Source organism: Rhodovulum sp. DZ06 (assembly GCF_050586345.1).
In the GTDB taxonomy this organism is placed as follows: domain Bacteria; phylum Pseudomonadota; class Alphaproteobacteria; order Rhodobacterales; family Rhodobacteraceae; genus JBOCEF01.
In genome coordinates this window covers 161,581-181,321 of the sequence record NZ_JBOCEF010000001.1, presented here as the reverse complement: position 1 = coordinate 181,321, position 19,741 = coordinate 161,581, and the positions used below count along the sequence as shown (strand labels likewise).

Here is a 19,741-nt window from a genome sequence, read left to right as displayed (position 1 = left end):
TTCAAGGCAGGCCCGTCCGCGGGGCTGCGACAGGCCCCGCCGGGGCGCCTCCGGGGGCGCGGAGGCTCAGTCCAGGAGCGCGGGCCAGTTGGCGTCGGCGCGCGAAATCGCGGCCGGACGATCCTCCTTCCACTGTTTTTGGACGCTTTTGGAGTAGTTCAGGTACAGTTTGCCGTCGACGATGTCCCAGGCCTCGGGGTCGATCGAGGCGGTCTGGCCATGGCTGACGGCCCAGGCGCAGTAGCCGCCATACTGGGGGGCGTAGGCCGCGGGGTCGGCGATGAAGAGGGCGCGGTTGGCTTCGGAGGCGAATCGCCACTCGGCGCCGTTCCAGCTGTAGGTGATGTCCGAATCGCCCGCCACGGGGCGCCCTTCGGTGAAGTAGGCGACGGGGTCGTAGCCCTTGATCGCGCGGCCGCGCCAGTCGGAGTAGACCGGGTCCTCGCCCGCCGCGGCGGGCCGGGCCGAGAGGGCGGCGGCCCCCGCCCCGGCGATCAGCGCCAGCGCGGCGCGGCGGGACGGGGCGAAGGCGGCCACGGCGGCGGTGCGAAGGGCGGGGCGGCTAGCGGCGTCGGCAAGGCGGGTCATGGGCGGCTCCTCGGCAGGGGTGGCGGCCCCGATGCGGGCCTCGCGCCGAAAGATGCCTTCGAAGGGACGCGCGCGGCGCCCCCCCTCCGCGTCATGTGATGGGCTGCAAGGGGCGCGTGAAGCGCCGCCCCCGCCCTGTCCCGCCGCCGGCCCCTCAGCCGTTGCGGGTCGCGTAAAGCGCCACCGCGGCGGCGTTGGAGACGTTGAGCGACGCGAAATCCGCCGCCGAGTCGATCCGCACCAGCGCGTCGCACAGCCCGCGGGTCTTGTCGCGCAGGCCCGGGCCTTCCGCGCCCAGCGCCAGCGCGACGGGGCGCGCGCGGCCGCCGGGGACCTCGGCCAGCGCCTCGGCGATGGTCATCTCGCCCTCGCCGTCGAGGCCGAGGATCGCGTAGCCCATGTCCCGCAGCGTCTCCATCGCGGTCCCGAGATTCTTGACCCGGCAATAGGGCTGGCGCTCCAGCGCGCCAGAGGCGGTCTTGGCCAGCGCGCCGGTCTCGGGCGCCGCGTGGCGGGCGGGGGCGATCACCGCGCGGGCGCCGAACACCTCGGAGGACCGCAGCACGGCGCCCACGTTGTGCGGGTCGGTCACCCGGTCCATCAGCACGACGATGTCGCGGGTCTCGGCATCGGGATCGGGGGCGCAGAGATCCTCGATCCGGCCCCAGTCCAGCGGCGCGGCCTCGAGCGCGGCGCCCTGGTGCACCGACTGCGGGTCGATGGGCGCGGTGAACTTGCGCGGATCGACGATCTCCGGCTCGATCCCCCCGGCCAGGATCGCCTCGTCGCCGAGGCGCATGGCGGCGTTGCGGGTCAGGATCAGGCGGCGCCGGTCCCGCTCGGGGTTCAGGAGCGCGTCGCGCACGGCATGGAGGCCGAACAGCCAGACGGTCTCCGGCCCGAAGCGTTCGCCGCCGCGGAAGCCGCGGGGGGCGTGGCGCTGGCCGGGACGGCCGCCGGGACCGCCGGGGCGGCGGTTGGAGGGCCGGGCGGGGCGGCGGTCGTCTGACATGGGAAGGCTCCTGGCGCGAGTGTCCGGCGGGGTGAAGCATGCCGCGGGGCGGGATGCAACGGCAAGGGCGCCATGGGCGCTGGTCTGCGGGCGCCGCGCATCACCCGCCGCGGCGGCGGCCCGAGGGGGGCGGGGGCCGATCCTCCCGCTCGATCTCCACCGCCGATGCACGGGGCCTAGCCACCGTGCCGATCCCGTAGGCCGCCCCCCCCGCCCACGCGCCCCCCCCTCCCCCGTCCGGCGGCCCGCGGCGGCCCGCGAAAAGGAGCCTCCCGGGACGTGTCGGGGGCCTTCGAAAAAAGCTTCCGACCGGGGGCGAGAAAATCTGCATTCCGCGGTTGACGCCCCCGGGGTCGATCTATAGGAAGCGCGGCGGGCGGGATGCTCTAAGGTAGGGCAGCGGACTGTAAATCCGTCGCGGAGACGCACAGTGGGTTCGATTCCCACCCCGCCCACCACCGACCTCTTCCGAGGATCGGCAGAGATGGACGCGGCGCTGAAACGCCCCGCGTCCTTTCTCTTTTCCAGCGCCCTCCGACCGCCCCCCGACAGCCCGGCCCCGAGGCCCGGCGCCCGCGCGCCCGTCCCGTCCGCCGCCGCCCCGCGACGCCGACCGCCGGGGCGCGCGCGGGGGGCCTTGTCGCCGGGGCGTGCGCGCGGGGGACCTTGCGCCTCCCCAAGCCCGGCCGCGCCGCCCGCCGCATGCCTTGCGCCTGCCCCTTGCGCGCCGCCCCGCCGCGGCGGACCATGAACGCCCCGCCCGCATCCCGGAGGCGCAAGATGGATTTCGACCACCCCGCCCAGATCTCCGCCGCTTTCCTGATGAGCGCCGCGCGCGAGAAATTCGCCGCCCCCGAGGGCGGCGCCGCCGATGACCGCTGCATCCTGATGTTCGACCTCTACATCAAGGCGCGCAGCTTCTCGCTCATCAACAAGGTGTTCTTCTGGCTCTCGCTGCTCGCCGGAATCTGCGTGCTGGCCTGGCCCGCCTTCAGCGTGGTCGCCGCCTCGGCGGGGTCCGAGGGGGTCACGCTGCTCGAATCCACCGTGGTGCAGACCAGCGTCACCGCGCTCGCCGCCCTCTGCTTCGCCGTCTACAGCCACTACAAGAAGCGCCAGGCGGCGGTGGAGACGCTGATGCGCACGGTCCTCCTCTCGGGCCGCAGCGCGGATGAGCTGCTGCCCGAAGTGGTGGAGGAGCTTCAGCGCCTCGACATGGGATTCGCCTTCAAACCCGCGACGGGGCGCGGGAAATAGGCCCTCAGAACAGCCGCCCGCCGACGGGAACGCCGAGGTCGGGGCGGATCAGCACCACCGCGCCGTCCTCGTCCGGGACGCCGAGCACCAGCGCCTCGGACATGAACTTGCCGATCTGGCGGGGCGGGAAGTTGACGACGCCCAGCACCTGGCGGCCGACCAGCTCGTCCGGGGAATAATGCTCGGTGATCTGCGCCGAGCTGCGCTTCACCCCGATCTCGCCGCCGTAATCGACCCAGAGCTTGATCGCGGGCTTGCGCGCCTCGGGATAGGGCTCGGCGCGGGTGACGCGGCCGACCCGGATGTCGAGCTTCAGGAAATCGTCGATGGTCGCCAGCGGGGCGGCGGCGTCTGTCGTCATGCGCGGGGGCTCCTGTCCTGCGGGGGATCGCGGGGAAGGAGGAGCCAAGCAGGCGCGCGCCGCGCTGGCAAGGGGCGCCGCGCGCCGCGGGGGGGAAGCGGCGGGGGGCGCAAACGGCGAGGGCCGCCCGCTTCGCAGCGGACGGCCCTCTCCCCGTCAGGGGCGGCGTCGGGGCGTGGGAGGATCGCCCATGGCCGCCCGCCGCGCCGGTCGCGCCCCAGGGAGGAGGGGGGGCGCTTCCCGGCAAGGACGGGGGCGTCTGGATCAGGCGGCGCCCTTCACGCCCAGCTCTTTGAGCTCGGCCATGGCGGCCTGCACGCGGGCCTGGATGATTTCGAGCGCCTCCTCGTTGACCTTCTTGGCGGTCTCGGCCAGCTCGGTCAGATTGGCGACGGCCTTCTCATAGGCGTCCTTCATCAGCTCGCCCTGCTTGGCGGCCGAGTCGGCGGTCAGGCTGTCCATCTTCAGCTCGGACATCTGCGCCTGGGCCGCGGCGACGGTCTCGTCGATCATGGACATCTGCTTCTTGAACAGGTCCTGGTAGCCGGCGGCGGCGGTCTTGTTGGCCTCGACCAGGGCTTCCATGTTCTTCTGCTGGGCGGCGAACAGGGCTTCCATGTCGAAGCCCGGCACCTTGGCGCCCTCGAAGAACTTGGTCATGTCGGCGGACTTGAACAGCTCGGAGAACTTGGCGGGGTCGAAGGCGAAGAAGTTGGCTTCGGTCATCTGATTGATCCTTTCGGGTCGTCGCGTCGTGGGGCCGGGCGTCATCGCCGCGTGGGCGGCGCTCCGGCGGACGCGCTGGCCGCGTCCTCTGATGCGTCCAATATTGTGCAGCGCAACACGGATGTCAACGGATTTCATTGTGCGCCGCACAAAAAACAGGGCGCCGGATGCCCAACGCCCTGTTTCATAACGAAGATTCCGAAGGGATGGATCAGCCCGCAAGCTCGCGCGAGCGGCCCGCGGCGGCCGCCACGGTGCGCTTCATCAGCGGCGGCAGGCCCGACTCGGGGTCCATCAGCTGCGCCAACCCGGCCTGGGTGGTCCCGCCGGGCGAGGTCACGTTGATCCGCAGCTGCGCCGCGCTCTCGTCCGACCCGGCGGCCAGGGCGCCGGCGCCGATCACGGTCGCCCGCGCGAGGGTCATGGCCAACTCCGGGGCCAGCCCCTCGGCCTCGCCCGCCGCGGCCAGCGCCTCGATCATGTGGAACACATAGGCGGGACCGGAGCCGGAGACGCCGGTGACCGCGTCGATCTGGTCCTCGGATTCCAGCCGCACGGTCTGGCCCACGGCCGACAGCAGCGCCTCGGCGATCTCTGCGCCCGCCTCGCCCACGCCCGCGGGCGCGTAGATGGCGGTGACTCCCTTGCCCACGGCGGCGGGAGTGTTGGGCATGGTGCGGATGACCTTCGCCTCGGCCCCGAGCTGCGCGGCGAAGTAGTCCAGCGTCAGCCCCGCGGCGACGGACACGAACAGCGTGCCCGAGGCCGCCATGGGCGCGACCTGCGCCAGCGCCTCGGTCATGAACTGCGGCTTGACCGAGAGGATGCAGACCGCCGGGCTCGGCGCGGCTTCGGGGTTGAGGGTCAGGCCCTGCGCCGCCAGCTCCTGCACGCGCGGCGAGGGATGGGTGTCGAACACGGTGACCGAGGCGGGCGGCAGCCCGGCCTCGATCCAGCCGTCGAGCATCGCGCCGCCCATCTTCCCGCAGCCGAGCAGCGCCACGCCGCCCTCGGCCAGTTTCGCCATGATGTCCTGCATCGCCTCGGCTCCCTTGCCCTGTTTTACGGGGGGAAGCTACGCGAGCGGGTCGGGGATGGAAAGGCGCGCGGGGATGCGCGGGCGCGCGGAAACGCACGATCCCGGGCGCGGGGCGCAGCCGGGACGCGCCCGGCCGCGCGCGAAGCCGCTCAGGCGCGCCCGAACGCGTCGAGGATCGCCAGTTCCATCGCCGCTTCCGGCTCGGCCGCGTCGAAGGCGGTCAGCTGGAAGGCGGGGTAGAACCGCTCGCAGGCCGTGACCGCGTCATGCATCATCGCGTCGATCTGCCCGGCGCAGGCCGCGCCGCCGCCCGCCAGGGTCAGACCATAGCGCCAGACCATCAGCTTTTCCTCGGGCCAGAGGCAGAAGGCGCCGGTCCAGACCCGCTCGTTCGCCAGGTCCATGACGTGGCGCAGCGCGTCCCGCGCCGCCTCGGGCGGGTCCATGTCGAACGAGCACAGCAGCCGCAGCGTGTCGTCCGCGCCCGACCAGGACAGGGACAGCGCATAGGTCCGCCACGCCCCGTCCACCGCCAGCGCGATGCGGTCGTCGCCGATCCGGTCGAACTCCCAGTCGCGGGAGTCGGCCAGGTGCTGGACCAGGTCGATGGGATGGAAGTCGGTCGTGGAGAGATGGGTTTCGAGAGCCGCCATGCCTCAACGCTCCTCATATGCTCGGGCCCGGCGGAGCGGGCCCCGCAACGGGCGGAGAGGATGCCTATGTTCGGGGGAGTCTTGCCGCTCCCTCACTAAATATGGTGGGGGCGAATCCGGCGCCTGCCAAGCTTTTTTTAATTAATTTTGCTGCGCCGCGGAAGGGAGCGAGGGCTGTGGCGGTGCCCGTAGCGCAGTGCGTCCGAGAAGATCAGCCCTCGAGCTGAAGGCCTCCGGCTTGAGCCAACTCATCGAGAACGGCGGCTCCAAGCCTAGCCAAAAGGAGAACACGGTCCGGGTCATCCCACTCACCGCCGTCATGCTTGCCACCGTGGAAAAGGTTGTTCCTGACCAACTTCACAGTATCGACCACCTTGTCCGCGGTCGTACCGTCCGGGTCGAACTCCTCAAATACGGGCGGAACTTTCGCGTCAACAAACATCTGCTGCTTCGGCTTCGCTGCCAGCAGCTCAAACGAAGCCGACCCCCTGGGAAAATCTACTTCGGAGATCTGGGTTTTGAACCTTCTCCAGTGAGGAGCGGCGTTTCCACGGGGCAATTCACGGCAATATCCCTGAGATTTCAACGCGCTCTCAAATTTGGCGAACTTCACGAAGAACGCATAGATGTCTCGCTCAAAACACATGGGCCTCAGTCCGGCGTCAGCATGTAGCCCGCCCCGCGCACCGTCTGCAGGTAGCGCGGGTTCTTCGGGTCCGCCTCGATCTTGCGGCGCAGGCGGGTGACCTGCACGTCCACGGCGCGCTCCTGCGCGTCGTCCATCTCGCCCAGCAGGGTGCCCCGGTCGACGGGCTCATGCGGGCGCGCGGCGAAGACCTTCATCAGCGCCGCCTCGGTGGTGGTCAGCCGGATCGGCTCATCCCCCCGCCACAGCTCGCCGCGGTTCACGTCATAGCGCACCTCGCCCAGCATCAGCGTGCGCGGCGGCGCGGCCTCGGGCGCGGGCGCGGGCCGGGCGCGGCGCAGGATGGCGTTGATCCGCAGCAAGAGCTCGCGCGGCTCGAAGGGCTTGGCGAGGTAATCATCCGCCCCGGCCTCGAGCCCCGCGATCCGGTCCTCGGCCTCGCCCCGCGCCGTCAGCAGCAGCACCGGAGACTCCAGCGTGGGCCGCAGCGAGGATACCAGGCTCAGCCCGTCCTCGCCCGGCATCATCACGTCGACGATCAACAGGTCGAAGGACAGCCCCTCCAGCAGCCGCCGCGCATGGGCCGCGTCGCGGGCCGAGGTCACCAGGAACCCCTCGCGCGCGAGATACCGCGCCAGCAGCTTGCGGATGCCGTCATCGTCGTCCACGACGAGAAGGTGGCAAGCCGCCTCCTCGGCCGCCAGCAGCTCGGGCGCGCCCGAACCGGCCTCCTCCACCACGCTCATCCCTCGCCCCGCCCGGCCTCGGGCGCCGCGCCCGACAGCACCAGGTCGAGCACGGCCTCGCGCCGCTCTTCATCGATCATCCCGGCCAGCACGGTGCGGAAGCCGCGCACCGCCTCGGGGCCGGATTCGAGGTAAACCCGTCTCATGCGGGCATTCTGCGCGTCCGAGAGGCGCCGGACAAGCGCCTCGCCCTCGGCCGTCAGGCGCAGCAGGCGCTGGCGGCGGTCCACTGCGCCGACCGAGGAGGACACCAGCCCGTCCTCGACCAGCTGGCGCAGCACGCGGTTCAGCGACTGCTTGGTGACGCCGAGGATCTCCAGCAATTCCGCCACCGACAGGCCCTGGCGGCGGGAGATGAAGTGCAGGCAGCGGTGGTGGGCGCGGCCATAGGCGCGCTCGTCCAGGATCCGGTCCGCGTCGCCGACCATCTCCTTGTAGGCGAAGAACATCAGCTCCACGCCCTGGCGCAGCTGGTCGTCGGTCAGGAACAGCCGGTCCTCGCCGCGGTTCAGCAGCGCCGCGTGCAGGCGCCGGGCCGCGCCGTCCTTGCCCTCGCCCGCGCCGCCCATCAGGCCCCCTCCGCCGTCAGCGACAGCCCGGCGAACTGCACCGCCACCAGCGGCGCGCCGTCCTCGGGGTCGAGCACGAAGAGCCGCGCGCCCCCCGCGAAGGCCGCCCCGGGCGCGTCGCAGCCCAGCAGGTCCATCGCGTCCTCCAGCGCCTCGGCCCGCCAGCCCTTCGGCTTGCCGCCCTTCTCGAACACCGCCGCGCCGTAGATCACCGGCCGCGCGCCGCCCCGATTCTCTCCCGACACGTGCAGCGCCGTGACGCCGGTCAGCCGCAGCCGCCATGCGCCCTGCGCATTGCCGCTTGCCGCTGCGTCAGGCAAGAGGTCGATCTCCAGCGCCGCGCCCATCGCGTCATAGCGCAGCGCAAGCAGCCCGGCCCCCGAGAGCGCCTCCAGCGCATCGTCGAGCGGCATGTCTTCCGGTCCGGCCAAGCCCCTGTTCCTTCCGTGTTTTCGCGGACGACCCCCTCGCCGGATCCCGCGCGCGCAGTGTAGGGAAGGAACGCTGACGTTCCAAGCCTTCCGCGGCCGCAGCCCCGCGCGCAGGGCGCAGGCGGGCTTTCCACCAAGCGGCGCCGGCGATTACGTCAGCCTTGTTGACATTATATCCCGCCGAGCGTATCCCGGGTCCCGCGGCGGAAGAAAGATTCTTTCCGCAGCGCAGCAATTCGGGACATTTCCCGAAAATCAGACACCGAGACAGCCCGCCCGGACGAGAGGCGGGCGCGAATTGGGAAGGACCAAGCCATGGCCGGCTCCTACGACGATCGCGACGGCGTCATCTGGATGGATGGCGAGATGATCCCCTGGCGCGAGGCCAAGGTGCACGTACTGACCCACGCGCTGCACTACGCGTCCTGCGTCTTCGAGGGCGAGCGCGCCTACGAGGGCAAGATCTTCCTGTCCCGCGACCATTCCGAACGCCTGCTGAACTCCGCCCGGCTGCTCGACATCCCGTCGCGCTGGACGGTGGACGAGATCGAGGCCGCCAAGGAGGCGACCCTCGCCGCCTCGGGCTTCAAGGACGCCTATGTCCGCGCCTTCATGTGGCGCGGCTCGGGCGAGGACATGGGCGTCGCGTCGTCGAAGAACCCCGTCCACCTGGCGATCGCCGTGTGGGAATGGGGCGCCTATTACGGCGACGCCAAGACCAAGGGCGCCAAGCTCGACATCTCGAAGTGGAAGCGCCCCGACCCGGCGACGATCCCGTCCAAGGCGAAGGCCTCGGGCCTCTACATGATCTGCACCATGTCCAAGCACGCCGCCGAGGCGAAGGGCTGCTCGGACGCGCTGATGATGGATTACCGCGGCTATGTCGCCGAGGCGACCGGCGCCAACATCTTCTTCGTGAAGGACGGCGAGGTGCACACCCCGCTGGCCGACTGCTTCCTGAGCGGCCTGACCCGCCGCACCACGCTGGAGCTGCTGGCCCGCCGCGGCATCAAGGTGCATGAGCGGCACATCATGCCCGAGGAGCTGGACGGGTTCGAGCAGTGCTGGCTGACCGGCAGCGCGGCCGAGATCACCCCGGTGGGGCAGATCGGCCCGCATACCTTCACCGTGGGCGCGCTGACCCTCGCCATCGCCTCGGACTATGAGAAACTGGTCCGCGGCCGCCTGGAAGAGACGCCGACGCCGATGGAAGAGGCGGTGGCCTGAGCCCCTCCGGATCGCGCCTCGTCGCGCCGATCACGTAAAATCGAAGGGCGCGCCGGGCGGCGCGCCCTTTCCTTTTGGCGCGAATGGGCGATCTACTTGGCCATGCGCGCGCTTGCCCTCTCCCTCCTCCTCGCCGTCCCCGCCCCCGCGGCGGCCCAGACGGCCGTCCCGGCGCCCCGCCCCGCCGCCGGGGCCGCCGCCGGGGCTGAAGACGCCGAGACCCGCAGCCGCGCCCTGCGCTACGCCGTCGACTGGGGCCCCGCCGCGCTGGCCGAGATCGAGTTCCGCATCACCGAACGCGCCGGGCGCACCACCCTGGCCGCCGAGGCCCGCAGCACCGGGCTCCTGTCGCTCTTCGCCGATTTCGAGGCCGAGCAGACCGCCCTGCACGGCCCCGCGGGCCCCGAGGAATTCACCACCCGCGCCACATGGGACGACAAGCGCAGCGCCCGCCGGGTGCGCTTCGGCGACGGCCCCCCGCAGGCCGAGACGCTGGTCGCCCCCGAGGACGAGGACGAGCCGCGCACGCCCATCCCCCCCGGCGCGCTCGACGACGCCGTCGACCCGACCTTCCCGATCCTCCGCGCCATGCGCCAGGTCGAACGGGGCGAGGGCTGCGCCGTCTCGCACCCCGTCTTCACCGGCCGCACCGCCTTCCACGTCACCCTCTCGGACATGGGCGAGGAGGCGCTGGAGGCCGACCGCTCCTGGACCTGGTCCGGCCTCGCCCGCCGCTGCCGCATGGCGATCCAGCGCATCGGCGGCTTCAAGATCGAGGATGACGGCTGGGACCAGGACGAAGAGGACGTGACCCGGGACATCTGGTTCGGCCCCCTGCCCGAGGCGCTCGGCGGCGGGATCGCGCCGGTGCGGATGCTGGTCGAGTGGCCGCTGGGATACGCCGTCGGGCGGATCGACCTGCGCTGAGGCCCGGCGCCCCCCGCCCTTCGCATCGCCCCTTGCATCCCCCTCCCTGTTGCCCCAAATGGCCGGTTCACCCTGCGAATCCGCCGCTTCCCTTGTGAGAAACCGCGATTCGCGGTAGCCTTTTTCCACGTTCGGCGCCGGGGCGAGATGGGTGCGGCGCGCTGACAGGAGGACACCGTTCTGACGGAACGTGCTGAAGGCGGGGACCGCTCCCCGCAGGCGGAGCCCGCGGCGACCGAAGCCGGGCGGGGCCCGAAGAACGCGGACGCCAGCGCGCAGCTTCTCACGCTCGTGCTCTCTTCCCTCGATGACGACAAGGCCGAGGACGTCGTGAAGATCGATCTTCGCGGCAAGTCCGACGTGGCCGACGCGATGGTCATCGCCTCGGGCCGCTCGTCGCGCCAGGTGCAGTCGATCGCCGAGAAGATGCTCGACCGGGTGAAGACCCAGATGGGCATCTACGCCAAGGCCGAGGGCAAGGAATCCGGCGACTGGGTGCTGATCGACGCGGGCGACGTGATCGTCCACATCTTCCGCCCCGAAGTGCGCGAGTTCTACCAGCTCGAGAAAATGTGGCTGCCGGCGCCCGACTACGCCGCCCGCAGCGCCGCGTCCTCGGCGGGCTGATCAGCCCGCCGACCCTTTCCGACGTGGACCTGCACATCCTCGCCGTGGGCCGCCTGCGCGGCGGCCCCGAGGCCGAGCTCATCTCCGACTACCTCGACCGCGCCGGCAAGACCGGGCGCGCCCATGCCATCGGGCCGTGCGCGGTGATCGAGGTCGAGGACAAGAAGAACCGCGGCCGCGACGCCGAGGCGGAGCTGCTGCTGGGCGCCCTGCCGAAAGACGCGGCGCTGATCGCACTGGACGAACGGGGCAAGACCCTCTCCTCCCCCCAGCTGGCCGACACGCTGGCGCGGTATCGCGATGACGGCCGCCGCGCCTGCTGCTTCGCCATCGGCGGCGCGGACGGGCATGGCAAGGCGCTGCTGGCGCGGGCCGACCTCAAGCTCTCCTTCGGGCCGATGGTCTGGCCGCACATGCTGGCGCGGGCGATGATCGCCGAACAGATGTTCCGCGCCGCCTCGATCCTGGCCGGAACGCCCTATCACCGGGTCTGAATTTCTTTGCATCCGCCCGGCGCGGCCGCGGCTTCGCGGGGCCGGGACAAGTCAACGGGCGCCCATCGCGTGCGGGCGCCTTGGTTTCGCCGCCCGGATTCGGTATGTATTCGGGCAGCTTCCCCTCCCCCCCCCTCGCGTGGCTCACATGTCCGATCTCCTGCACAGGCCGATGAACCGGCGCGCCTTCTGCCTTGGGGCGGGCGCGGCCATCCTGACCGCGAGCCCGCTGCTCGCCGAAGAAGAGGGCGAGGCCGCCGAGAAGACCGGCGTGCTGGCCATGGCGCTGCGCTTCTTCGCCCGCCTGCTGGGCCGCAGTTCCGGCGCGGGCGCGGGCGGCGCGGCGGCGGTGGCGGTGGCCAAGTCCGACCCGCGGCCCTGCGGCGACCTCGACGAGACGATCCGCAAGGACTATGCCGACCTCGAGCGGCGCGAGCGGGTGATCGAGCGCAAGGCCGCCGAGCTGCAGGAGCTGGAGGCCGAGTTCGCGAAGGCCGGCGGGCAGCCCGACAGCCGCCTGCTGACCGCCCGGCACAAGCAGGACAACCGCCGCGGCTGGTTCCGCAAGGACATCAAGACCCACCGCGCCGACGTCGCGTCCTTCAACGCCCGCTGCGTGACCGGCGAGCAGGCGATGGCCCCGCACGAGTCCTACGCGCCCAGCTTCATGTCCGAGGGCTGAGCGCGCGCGCTTGCGCCCGGTTGAAGGGCGAAGCGGCGGGGAGTAGATGCGAAAGGGCGGCCCGCGCCGCGCCGCATCCCGTTTCCAGATCCAAGGCCCGTTCCATGTCCGACACCGCCCCCGCGCCCGGCGAAAAACGCCCCGTCGTCCTCGTGATCCTCGACGGCTGGGGCCTGTCGGACCGGACCGAGGCGAACGCCGTCGCCCTGGCCGAGACGCCGAATTTCGACCGCATCCACGCCGAATGCCCCGCCTCCACCCTCACCGCCTGCGGCAACGCCGTGGGCCTGCCGGAGGGGCAGATGGGCAATTCCGAGGTCGGGCACATGAATATCGGCGCGGGCCGCATCGTGTGGATGGACCTGCCGAAGATCGACAAGGCGATCGAGACCGGCGATTTCGCCGCCCGGCCCGCCTTGCAGAAGTTCATCGCCGACATGACCGCCTCGGGCGGGACCGCGCATCTCGCCGGGCTGCTTGGCCCGGGGGGCGTCCACGCCCATTCGCGCCACATGGCCGCCGCCGCGCGGGTGATCGCCGCCGCGGGCATCCCCGTGGTGCTGCACCTCTATGCCGACGGGCGCGACACGCCGCCCGCCTCCTCACGCAAGTTCCTCGGGGACCTTGTCGCCGCCCTGCCCCATTCCGGCGTCTCCATCGGCACCGTCTCGGGCCGCTTCTACGCCATGGACCGCGACAAGCGCTGGGACCGGGTCGAGGCCGCCTTCCGCGCCATGACCGCGGCCGAGGGGGAGCGCGCGCCCGACGCCGAGGAAGCGATCATCATCGCCGCCAGCAAGGGCGAGACCGACGAGTTCATCACCCCCACGGTCATCGAGGGCTACGAGGGGATGAAGGACGGCGACGGCCTGCTGTTCCTCAACTTCCGCGCCGACCGCGCGCGGGAGATCCTGAGCGCGCTGGCGGACCCTGAGTTCTCCGATTTCGACGTCTCCGCCCGCCCCGCCTTCGCCGCGGTCGCCGGGATGGTGGAATATTCCGACCGCCACAACGACTTCATGGGCGTGCTGTTCCCCTCGGACGACATCGTGAACACCCTCGGGGAATGGACGGCCAAGCATGGCCGCACCCAGTTCCACATCGCCGAGACCGAGAAATACCCCCACGTCACCTTCTTCCTGAACGGGGGCCTCGAGAACCCGTATGAGGGCGAGACGCGCTACATGGCGCCGTCCCCGAAGGTGCGCACCTATGACATGCAGCCCGAGATGTCGGCCCCCGAGGTGACCGAGCACCTGGCGGACGCCATCCGCAGCCGGGACTACGACCTGATCGTCTGCAACTACGCCAACCCGGACATGGTCGGGCACACGGGCGACCTGCAGGCCGCCATGGCCGCCTGCGCCGAGGTGGACCGGGGCCTCGGGGAGGCGCTGAAGGCGCTGGAGGAGGCCGGCGGCGCGATGATCGTGACCGCCGATCACGGCAATTGCGACATGATGGTGGACCCGGAGACGGGCGGCCCGCACACGGCCCACACCCTCAACCCCGTGCCGGTGATCCTTGTCGGCGGCCCCGAGGGCGCGACCCTGCGCAAGGGCGGCGTGCTGGGGGATCTCGCGCCCACGCTCTTGCAGCTGATGGGCCTGCCCCAGCCGGCCGAGATGACCGGCGAGAGCCTGATCGCCTGATGATGCGCACGCGGCTGGCCGCATCGCTCCTCGCCCTCGCCCTTGCGGCGGGCGGGGCGCGTGCGGCCGACCCGCTGGAGGTGGCGCGCTCCGAAGCCGCCCTCGCCGCAGCCCTGGTGGAAAGCGCCCGCGACCGGCTGGCCGCGGCGGTGACCGGCGAAGACCGCCTCGCCGCCCTGGCCGAGGCCGCGGCGGCGCATGAGCGCGGGCTGGCGGCGATGCGCGGCGGCCTGCGCGAAGTGGCGCGGCGGCGCGCGATCCTGCAAGAGCGGCTCGACGCCGAGCGTGCGCAGACGGAAACCGCGCTGGCGCTGCTGATGGGGATGGAGCGCACGCCCGACCCCGCCGTGGCCCTGTCGCCCGGCGGGCCGGTGGCGCATCTGCGGGCCGGGCACGCGCTGTCGGTCATCGGCCCCGCCCTGCGCGCGCGGGCCGAAGCGCTGGCCGCCCGCGCGGCCGAGGCGGACGCGCTGGCCGACGCCCGCGACGCGCTGCAGGCGCGGATGCGGGTCTCGCTGGCCGCCCTGCAGGACGCCCGCGCCGCCCAGGCCGAGGCGCTTCGGGAAAGGGACGGCGCCCGCGCCCCCCTCCCCGTCGCCGCGCGCAAGGCGCTGCGCGAGGGGGGCTGGGCGCTGAAGGACTTCGCCGCGCTGCTCGGCGACGACCCGCTGCCCGCCCCGACCCCGCCCGAGGCGCCCGACTGGGGCGCGCTGCCGCTTCCCGTGTCCGGCGCCGTGACCGCTTCCTTCGGCGCCCCCGACGCGGACGGCTTCGCGCGCGAGGGGATCGAGATCGCCGCCCCGCCCTGGGCGCAGGTCCTCGCGCCCTTCGACGCGGCCCTGCGCTTCGCGGGCCCGCTCGACGGCTACGGCCAGGTCGCGATCCTCGAGCCCGCGCCGGGGCGCCTCCTGATCCTCGCCGGGCTCGGCGCCGTGCTGCGCGAACAGGGCGCGTCCCTGCGCGCGGGGGAGCCGGTGGCGCAGCTTGGCGTCGCGGGGCCGGATTCTCCTGAGTTTTTGATTGAAGCGCAGCGGAACGGCGGGGCAATCTCGGACCGAACGCTCTACCTTGAAGCGCGGGAGGACGGCGCGCCCGTCGACCCCGCGCGCTGGTTCAGGCTTGGCGCCGACTGACCCGCGCCGGGCCCTGGCCCAGACCGCCGCCCCCGGGGCGACGCCCGAAACGACGCAAACGAAGGCTGTCGACACATGAAGAAACTCATCTCCGCCGCGCTGGGCGGCGCCGTCGCCGGCGCCCTGCTGGCCGCCCCCCTGGTGGCCCCCCTGCAGGCGCAGGAGAACGACGCCCGCACCACCTATGAATACCTCGACCTGTTCGGGGACATCTTCGAGCGGGTCCGCGGCGTCTATGTCGAAGAGGTCAACGAGAAGGAGCTGATCGAGGCGGCCATCGCCGGGATGCTCACCTCGCTCGACCCGCATTCGTCTTACCTTCCGCCCGACGCCTTCGACGACATGCGCGTCCAGACCAAGGGCGAGTTCGGCGGCCTCGGGATCGAGGTGACGATGGAGAACGGCTTCGTGAAGGTCGTCTCGCCCATCGACGAGACCCCGGCGGCGGAGGCGGGCCTCGAGGCCGGCGACTTCATCACCCATATCGACGGGCAGTCCGTGCTGGGCCTGACCCTGGCCGAGGCGGTGGACGTGATGCGCGGGCCGGTCGGCTCCGACATCATCATCACCATCGCCCGCGAAGGGGCCGAGGAGCCCTTCGACGTCACCATCACCCGCGCCAACATCAAGGTCCGCGCCGCGCGCGCCCGGGTGGAAGGCAACGTGGGCGTGATCCGCGTGACCTCGTTCACCGAGCAGACCTATGACAACGTCGCCGCGGGGATCGAGAAGATCAAACAGGACCTCGGCGGGGCCGAGAACGTCCAGGGCTACGTGCTCGACCTGCGCAACAACCCGGGCGGGCTGCTGTCGCAGGCCGTGGCCATCTCCGACGCCTTCCTCGACAAGGGCGAGATCGTGTCGACCCGCGGCCGCGACCCGCAGGATTCGGAGCGGTACAACGCCCAGGAGGGCGATCTCGCGGACGGCAAGCCGATCATCGTGCTGATCAACGGCGGCTCGGCCTCGGCCTCCGAGATCGTCGCGGGCGCGCTGCAGGATCACCGCCGCGGGATCATCCTCGGGGCCAAGTCCTTCGGCAAGGGCTCGGTCCAGACGATCATGCCGCTGCAGGGCAAGGGCGCGATCCGGCTGACCACCGCGCGCTACTACACCCCCTCCGGCCGCTCGATCCAGGCGCTCGGGATCGAACCCGACATCCTGATCGAACAGCGCCGCCTTGCGCCCGAGAGCGAGGAGGACGCGGCCGAGGCCGCCCGCCGCACCCGCTCGGAGGCCGACCTGCGCGGCCGCCTGTCCGAGGAGCTGTCCGAGGACGAGCGCAAGATGCTCGAGGAAGAGCGCGCCCGCCACGAGGCCACCCAGAAGCTGCGCCGCGAGGACCTGCAGCTGGCCTACGCGATCGACATGCTCCAGGGCCTGTCGGTCTACCAGGCCTCGAAATGAGCGGTGCGGTGCTGAGCAGGGCCGAGATCGAGGCCCTGCCCTACCGCCCCTGCGTCGGCGTGGTCGTGCTCAACGGCCGCGGCGGCGTTTTCACCGGCGAGCGGATCGACACCCCCGGCGCATGGCAGATGCCCCAGGGCGGCGTGGACGCGGGCGAGGAGCCCTTCCAGGCCGCCCTGCGGGAGCTGGAGGAGGAGACCGGGATCTCCCAGCGCCAGGTGGAGATGGTGCGCCGGACCCGCGACTGGATCGCCTATGACCTGCCCGACGACCTGGTGGGCAAGGTGTGGAAGGGCCGGTATCGCGGCCAGAAGCAGCTGTGGTTCGCGTTCCGGTTCTCGGGCGAGGATTCGGACGTGAAGATCGAGCAGAAGCACCAGGAATTCTCCCGCTGGCGCTGGTCGACGCCCGAGCAGGTCGTCTCGGACATCGTCCCGTTCAAGAAAGACCTCTATGAGCAGGTGATGGCGGAATTCGCGGACCTGTTCTGAGGCCCGCCGCGTCAGCGCATGCAGGGGGAGCGCGCTCCATGGATACCCGTTTTCTGACCGGCGTGCGCGGCATCGCCGCCCTGTTGGTCGTGATCTCGCACGGCGCGAACCACGGCTACGCCCCGGCGCGGCTGTTCGGTTACGGGCTGGGCCAGTACGGCGTCGCGATCTTCTTCTGCCTCAGCGGCTACCTGATGGGGATGCTCTATGCCCATCGCGATCCGTCGGCGCACTGGCGCCGCTACGCCATCGCCCGGATCGCCCGGGTCCTGCCCCTGTTCTACGCCGTGCTGCTCGTCTCCGCGGCGATGAGCGCGGCCGTCGGCACCTTCCCGATCAAGGTCCGGCCGGAGGATTTCCCGCTCAACCTGTTCCTCCTCCACGGGTCCAGCATCCTGTGGACGATCCCGGTCGAGGTGCAGTTCTACGTCGTCTTCGTCGGCCTGTGGGCCCTGTCCGCGAAGCTGGGACGGCGCTTCTGGCTCTGGACGGCGGCCTTGTCGGCCGCGCTGGCGGCGGTGGTGATCCAGGCCTGGACCCCGGAGGTCGGCGTCTCGAGCATCCTGCTGTGCTGGCAGTACTTCTTCATCTTCGGCACGGCCTGCGGCGTCTACGGCGCGAATGGCGGCGCGGAGCGGTACGGCGCGCTCCATGCGCGGGCGCGGGGGGCGCTGACCCCGCTCTGCCTCGCGCTCGTCGCGCTCTCGATCCCCGGCGTGCGGCGGGTGCTGGACCTGCCGGTCTACGAGACCTGGACGGACCCCTACATCATGGCCGGGACGGTGGCGCTCTTCGCCCTCGCCTTCGGGGAACCCGTCGTGCAGCGCGTCCTGTCCACGCGCCCGCTGACCTTTCTCGGCGACATCTCCTACAGCCTGTACCTGACCCACATGGTCGGCGTGTGGTTCGTGCGCACGGCGTTCCAGAAGCTGGGCCTGCCCTATGAATGGGTGGGACTGGCGCCGCTCCTGCTGCTGTGCATCCTGATGGCCGCCGCGTCGACCTGGTGGTTCGAACGGCCCGTGCAGACGCTGATCCTGCGCTGGTGGCAGCGCCGGGGTTGACGGGACCTGGGCCGCCCCCAACCGCCGCCGCCCCCGGCCGCCACGCCCTCTCTCCCACAGCCCCCGACGCCGCACCGACCGACCCGCGACATCCAATCCAGACCGAAGGACCGCAAAGTTCCGCTCGCTTGCCGCCGCCGCCCGCGCCGCGTCTCTGTGCACCGCCGCATCCACCGCCGGGGCCGCCGTCATCATCGACATCTGGGATGACGGCGCGAACCTGCATGCGCAGGCGCGGGGCTCGCTGGTCCTGCCCGGGGCCTCGGACTACCCCGCCTTCACCAGCGCGTTCCTCTATGGCGATCAACCCTCCTTCGGGATCGGCGTGGATGATGGCGTCGCGCCCGATTACGGCTACTCCATCGGCGTGGCCACCAACCTCTTCGCCTCGCGCGGGGTGGGGAACGCCTCGGCGGCGAGCGGGCCGGCGATGTCGTTCTCGCCCGGCTCCTTCGTCATCGACAAGCGCTACGCGTCGGGCACGCCCTATGCCGCGACGGCGCGCTGGGACGGCTGGACGGTGGGCTCGGCGGGGCTCTACAGCGGGATCCACACCTACAGCATCGGGACCGACAGCATCACGCTGGCCATCGGCGACGCGGCCATCGCCGAGCTGTCGGACGTGCCCGTCCCCGCCGCCGCGCCGCTGCTGCTGGGCGGGTTGGGGCTGCTGGGCTTGCTGCGCCGCCGGGCCTGAGGGACGCGCGCTGCGATGCAAAACGCCCGCCGGAGCGATCCGGCGGGCATTTGGCGTTCCGGCCTGGCCGCGCGGCTCAGCGGCGGCGGCGCAGGGCGGCGAACCCGGCCAGGGCGGCGGCCAGCAGCCCGCCCGCCGCCGGGACCGGCACGTCCGAAACCGGGCTTTCAACCAGCGTCGCGGTCGCCGTGCCGCCGATCCCGAAATACGACCCGAGCAGGTTCGACCCGTCGGTCCAGCGCACGTAGAAGGCCAGTTGGCCCTCGCCGTCATCCAGCGTCATCGCCGGGTCCCAGTCCAGCGCCGCGCCCCAGGCGTAGATCGGCGCGCCCTGCTGATAATGGCTGAAGGCGCCGACGGGATCGGGCGCGTCGGCGGGGGCCCCGGCGGGGGCGCCGTAATAGTCCTGCCCGGCCGTCGAGTAGAACACGTAGTCGAAGCGCAGGGCGGCGCCCTGGATCGCCTCGAGGATCACGCCGTCATTCGCGTTCTCGTCCATCAGCCCGTCGAGCACCGGCGAGTCCGCGTATTTCACGTCCCGGAACACCCAGCCGCGCGAATCGGCATAGGTCATGTCCCAGGCGACCTGCGAGAAGGCGCCGGTCCCGTCGTCGTAATTGAAGGACAGGGTCCGGTCCTGGCAGGTCAGCGACGCGTGACAGCCGGGGCCCGAGGCCTCGATCCGCCAGACATCGGCGGCGGCGGGGGCGGCCATCAGCAGGGCCGGGATCAGAACAAGCGCACGCATGATCGCTATCCTCACTCTCGAAAACCGTGGTGAACGCCACGTTCCTCATTGGTTAATCGAAACTGGGCGACAGGATCACGTTCCCTTACGTCGCGGCGCGCACGAAAAAGGCCCCCGCGCAGCGCACGGGGGCCTTGGTCCGGTCGGGATCGCGGCGGCTCAGAGGCCGAGCGCGGCGCCCACCTGCTTGAGGTCGTTCAGGCGCATGCCCGCGGCGATCTTCGCATCGCCCTCGGCGATCTCGATCTCGCCCTCGACCTCTTTCATCTTCGCGTCCAGCCACTCGCGGGTCACGTCGGCCTTGGGCAGAGCCTCCTCGGCCAGGATCGAGGTCCCGGCCGGAGAGATCTCGGCGAAGCCGCCGGTCACCACGAAGTCCTCGACGCCGCCGCCGGCATGAACCGACACGACGCCCGGACGCAGGGTGGTCATGAGCGGGGAGTGGTTCGGGAGGGCGGTCATGTCGCCCTCCATCCCCGGAACCTGCACCCGCTCGGCCTCGGTCGACACGAGCATGCGCTCGGGCGACACGAGATCGAACTGCATCACGTCAGCCATGCTTTC

Annotated in this window: 24 protein-coding genes and 1 tRNA gene; 13 read left to right on the top strand and 12 right to left on the bottom strand. The window is 71.5% G+C overall.

Translation table 11 applies throughout. From position 1 onward, the window contains the following. Window positions 1-66: 66 nt before the first annotated feature. Together ACQ5SO_RS00820 and ACQ5SO_RS00815 are read right to left on the bottom strand one after the other, a co-directional pair. Window positions 67-588, bottom strand: a complete 522-nt coding sequence (locus ACQ5SO_RS00820) for a YHS domain-containing (seleno)protein (RefSeq protein ID WP_430939656.1) — start codon at window positions 586-588, stop codon at window positions 67-69. Window positions 589-742: 154 nt separating this feature from the next. Then, complete coding sequence (locus ACQ5SO_RS00815) at window positions 743-1,600, bottom strand: TrmH family RNA methyltransferase (protein WP_430939655.1); 858 nt, start codon at window positions 1,598-1,600, stop codon at window positions 743-745. A gap of 374 nt (window positions 1,601-1,974) precedes the next feature. On the opposite strand from ACQ5SO_RS00815, the gene ACQ5SO_RS00810 reads away from it, so the two are divergent. Further along, window positions 1,975-2,058, top strand: a tRNA-Tyr gene (locus tag ACQ5SO_RS00810). A 322-nt stretch (window positions 2,059-2,380) separates the two neighbouring features. Further along, entirely contained in the window at window positions 2,381-2,857 is a 477-nt protein-coding gene (locus tag ACQ5SO_RS00805; RefSeq protein ID WP_430939654.1) for a hypothetical protein, read from the top strand. Window positions 2,858-2,861: 4 nt separating this feature from the next. Here ACQ5SO_RS00805 and ACQ5SO_RS00800 read toward each other — a convergent pair whose 3' ends face one another. The 8 genes from ACQ5SO_RS00800 to ACQ5SO_RS00765 all read right to left on the bottom strand — a co-directional run bounded on the left by ACQ5SO_RS00800 (window position 2,862) and on the right by ACQ5SO_RS00765 (window position 8,028). Continuing rightward, complete coding sequence (locus ACQ5SO_RS00800) at window positions 2,862-3,218, bottom strand: tRNA-binding protein (RefSeq protein ID WP_430939653.1); 357 nt, start codon at window positions 3,216-3,218, stop codon at window positions 2,862-2,864. 264 nt (window positions 3,219-3,482) lie between these two features. Next, window positions 3,483-3,944 (bottom strand): phasin family protein, encoded by a 462-nt coding sequence (locus tag ACQ5SO_RS00795; RefSeq protein ID WP_430939652.1) that lies wholly within the window; start codon window positions 3,942-3,944, stop codon window positions 3,483-3,485. 211 nt (window positions 3,945-4,155) lie between these two features. Further along, window positions 4,156-4,983: a pyrroline-5-carboxylate reductase gene (gene proC / locus ACQ5SO_RS00790; RefSeq protein WP_430939651.1), complete on the bottom strand. Its 828-nt coding sequence runs from the start codon at window positions 4,981-4,983 to the stop codon at window positions 4,156-4,158. Window positions 4,984-5,132: 149 nt separating this feature from the next. Further along, window positions 5,133-5,636 (bottom strand): YbjN domain-containing protein, encoded by a 504-nt coding sequence (locus ACQ5SO_RS00785; protein WP_430939650.1) that lies wholly within the window; start codon window positions 5,634-5,636, stop codon window positions 5,133-5,135. Between the two features lie 211 nt (window positions 5,637-5,847). After that, the gene (locus ACQ5SO_RS00780) at window positions 5,848-6,282 is read right to left on the bottom strand and encodes a hypothetical protein (protein ID WP_430939649.1); all 435 of its coding nucleotides are present in this window, start codon (window positions 6,280-6,282) and stop codon (window positions 5,848-5,850) included. A 5-nt stretch (window positions 6,283-6,287) separates the two neighbouring features. Next, window positions 6,288-7,028, bottom strand: coding sequence for a response regulator (locus tag ACQ5SO_RS00775; protein ID WP_430939648.1), 741 nt, complete (start codon window positions 7,026-7,028; stop codon window positions 6,288-6,290). Then, window positions 7,025-7,597 carry a MarR family winged helix-turn-helix transcriptional regulator gene (locus ACQ5SO_RS00770; RefSeq protein ID WP_430939647.1) on the bottom strand — a complete coding sequence of 191 codons (573 nt, stop codon included), beginning with the start codon at window positions 7,595-7,597 and terminating at the stop codon, window positions 7,025-7,027. The genes ACQ5SO_RS00775 and ACQ5SO_RS00770 overlap by 4 nt, the downstream gene beginning before the upstream one ends. After that, entirely contained in the window at window positions 7,597-8,028 is a 432-nt protein-coding gene (locus tag ACQ5SO_RS00765; RefSeq protein ID WP_430939646.1) for a hypothetical protein, read from the bottom strand. Before ACQ5SO_RS00765 ends, ACQ5SO_RS00770 begins: the two co-directional genes overlap by 1 nt. Before the next feature lie 315 nt (window positions 8,029-8,343). Here ACQ5SO_RS00765 and ACQ5SO_RS00760 point away from each other — a divergent pair, with 315 nt between their 5' ends. The 11 genes from ACQ5SO_RS00760 to ACQ5SO_RS00710 all read left to right on the top strand — a co-directional run bounded on the left by ACQ5SO_RS00760 (window position 8,344) and on the right by ACQ5SO_RS00710 (window position 18,429). Further along, the gene (locus tag ACQ5SO_RS00760) at window positions 8,344-9,255 is read left to right on the top strand and encodes a branched-chain amino acid aminotransferase (protein ID WP_430939645.1); all 912 of its coding nucleotides are present in this window, start codon (window positions 8,344-8,346) and stop codon (window positions 9,253-9,255) included. 102 nt (window positions 9,256-9,357) lie between these two features. Next, a complete protein-coding gene (locus tag ACQ5SO_RS00755) occupies window positions 9,358-10,182 on the top strand; it encodes a DUF3108 domain-containing protein (RefSeq protein ID WP_430939644.1) in 825 nt (274 codons plus the stop codon). 291 nt (window positions 10,183-10,473) lie between these two features. Next, window positions 10,474-10,809 (top strand): ribosome silencing factor, encoded by a 336-nt coding sequence (gene rsfS / locus ACQ5SO_RS00750; protein ID WP_430939643.1) that lies wholly within the window; start codon window positions 10,474-10,476, stop codon window positions 10,807-10,809. Window positions 10,810-10,832: 23 nt separating this feature from the next. Beyond that, a complete protein-coding gene (gene rlmH / locus ACQ5SO_RS00745; RefSeq protein ID WP_430939727.1) occupies window positions 10,833-11,303 on the top strand; it encodes a 23S rRNA (pseudouridine(1915)-N(3))-methyltransferase RlmH in 471 nt (156 codons plus the stop codon). Between the two features lie 148 nt (window positions 11,304-11,451). Then, the gene (locus ACQ5SO_RS00740) at window positions 11,452-11,985 is read left to right on the top strand and encodes a hypothetical protein (RefSeq protein WP_430939642.1); all 534 of its coding nucleotides are present in this window, start codon (window positions 11,452-11,454) and stop codon (window positions 11,983-11,985) included. A gap of 104 nt (window positions 11,986-12,089) precedes the next feature. Next, window positions 12,090-13,637 (top strand): 2,3-bisphosphoglycerate-independent phosphoglycerate mutase, encoded by a 1,548-nt coding sequence (gene gpmI / locus ACQ5SO_RS00735; protein WP_430939641.1) that lies wholly within the window; start codon window positions 12,090-12,092, stop codon window positions 13,635-13,637. Next, entirely contained in the window at window positions 13,637-14,770 is a 1,134-nt protein-coding gene (locus ACQ5SO_RS00730; RefSeq protein WP_430939640.1) for a murein hydrolase activator EnvC family protein, read from the top strand. The genes gpmI and ACQ5SO_RS00730 overlap by 1 nt, the downstream gene beginning before the upstream one ends. A gap of 75 nt (window positions 14,771-14,845) precedes the next feature. Further along, window positions 14,846-16,177 carry a S41 family peptidase gene (locus ACQ5SO_RS00725; RefSeq protein WP_430939639.1) on the top strand — a complete coding sequence of 444 codons (1,332 nt, stop codon included), beginning with the start codon at window positions 14,846-14,848 and terminating at the stop codon, window positions 16,175-16,177. Between the two features lie 11 nt (window positions 16,178-16,188). Further along, the gene (locus tag ACQ5SO_RS00720; RefSeq protein ID WP_430939726.1) at window positions 16,189-16,668 is read left to right on the top strand and encodes an RNA pyrophosphohydrolase; all 480 of its coding nucleotides are present in this window, start codon (window positions 16,189-16,191) and stop codon (window positions 16,666-16,668) included. 38 nt (window positions 16,669-16,706) lie between these two features. Further along, window positions 16,707-17,732, top strand: a complete 1,026-nt coding sequence (locus ACQ5SO_RS00715) for an acyltransferase family protein (protein ID WP_430939638.1) — start codon at window positions 16,707-16,709, stop codon at window positions 17,730-17,732. Window positions 17,733-18,057: 325 nt separating this feature from the next. Next, on the top strand, window positions 18,058-18,429 hold the full coding sequence (locus tag ACQ5SO_RS00710; RefSeq protein WP_430939637.1) for a PEP-CTERM sorting domain-containing protein: 372 nt from the start codon (window positions 18,058-18,060) through the stop codon (window positions 18,427-18,429). Between the two features lie 76 nt (window positions 18,430-18,505). Here the strand turns inward: ACQ5SO_RS00710 and ACQ5SO_RS00705 are convergent, their stop codons facing one another. Both ACQ5SO_RS00705 and ACQ5SO_RS00700 read right to left on the bottom strand, forming a co-directional pair. Then, a complete protein-coding gene (locus tag ACQ5SO_RS00705; RefSeq protein ID WP_430939636.1) occupies window positions 18,506-19,177 on the bottom strand; it encodes a VPLPA-CTERM sorting domain-containing protein in 672 nt (223 codons plus the stop codon). A 159-nt stretch (window positions 19,178-19,336) separates the two neighbouring features. Then, window positions 19,337-19,735 (bottom strand): F0F1 ATP synthase subunit epsilon, encoded by a 399-nt coding sequence (locus tag ACQ5SO_RS00700; RefSeq protein ID WP_430939635.1) that lies wholly within the window; start codon window positions 19,733-19,735, stop codon window positions 19,337-19,339. Between the last annotated feature and the right edge of the window lie 6 nt (window positions 19,736-19,741).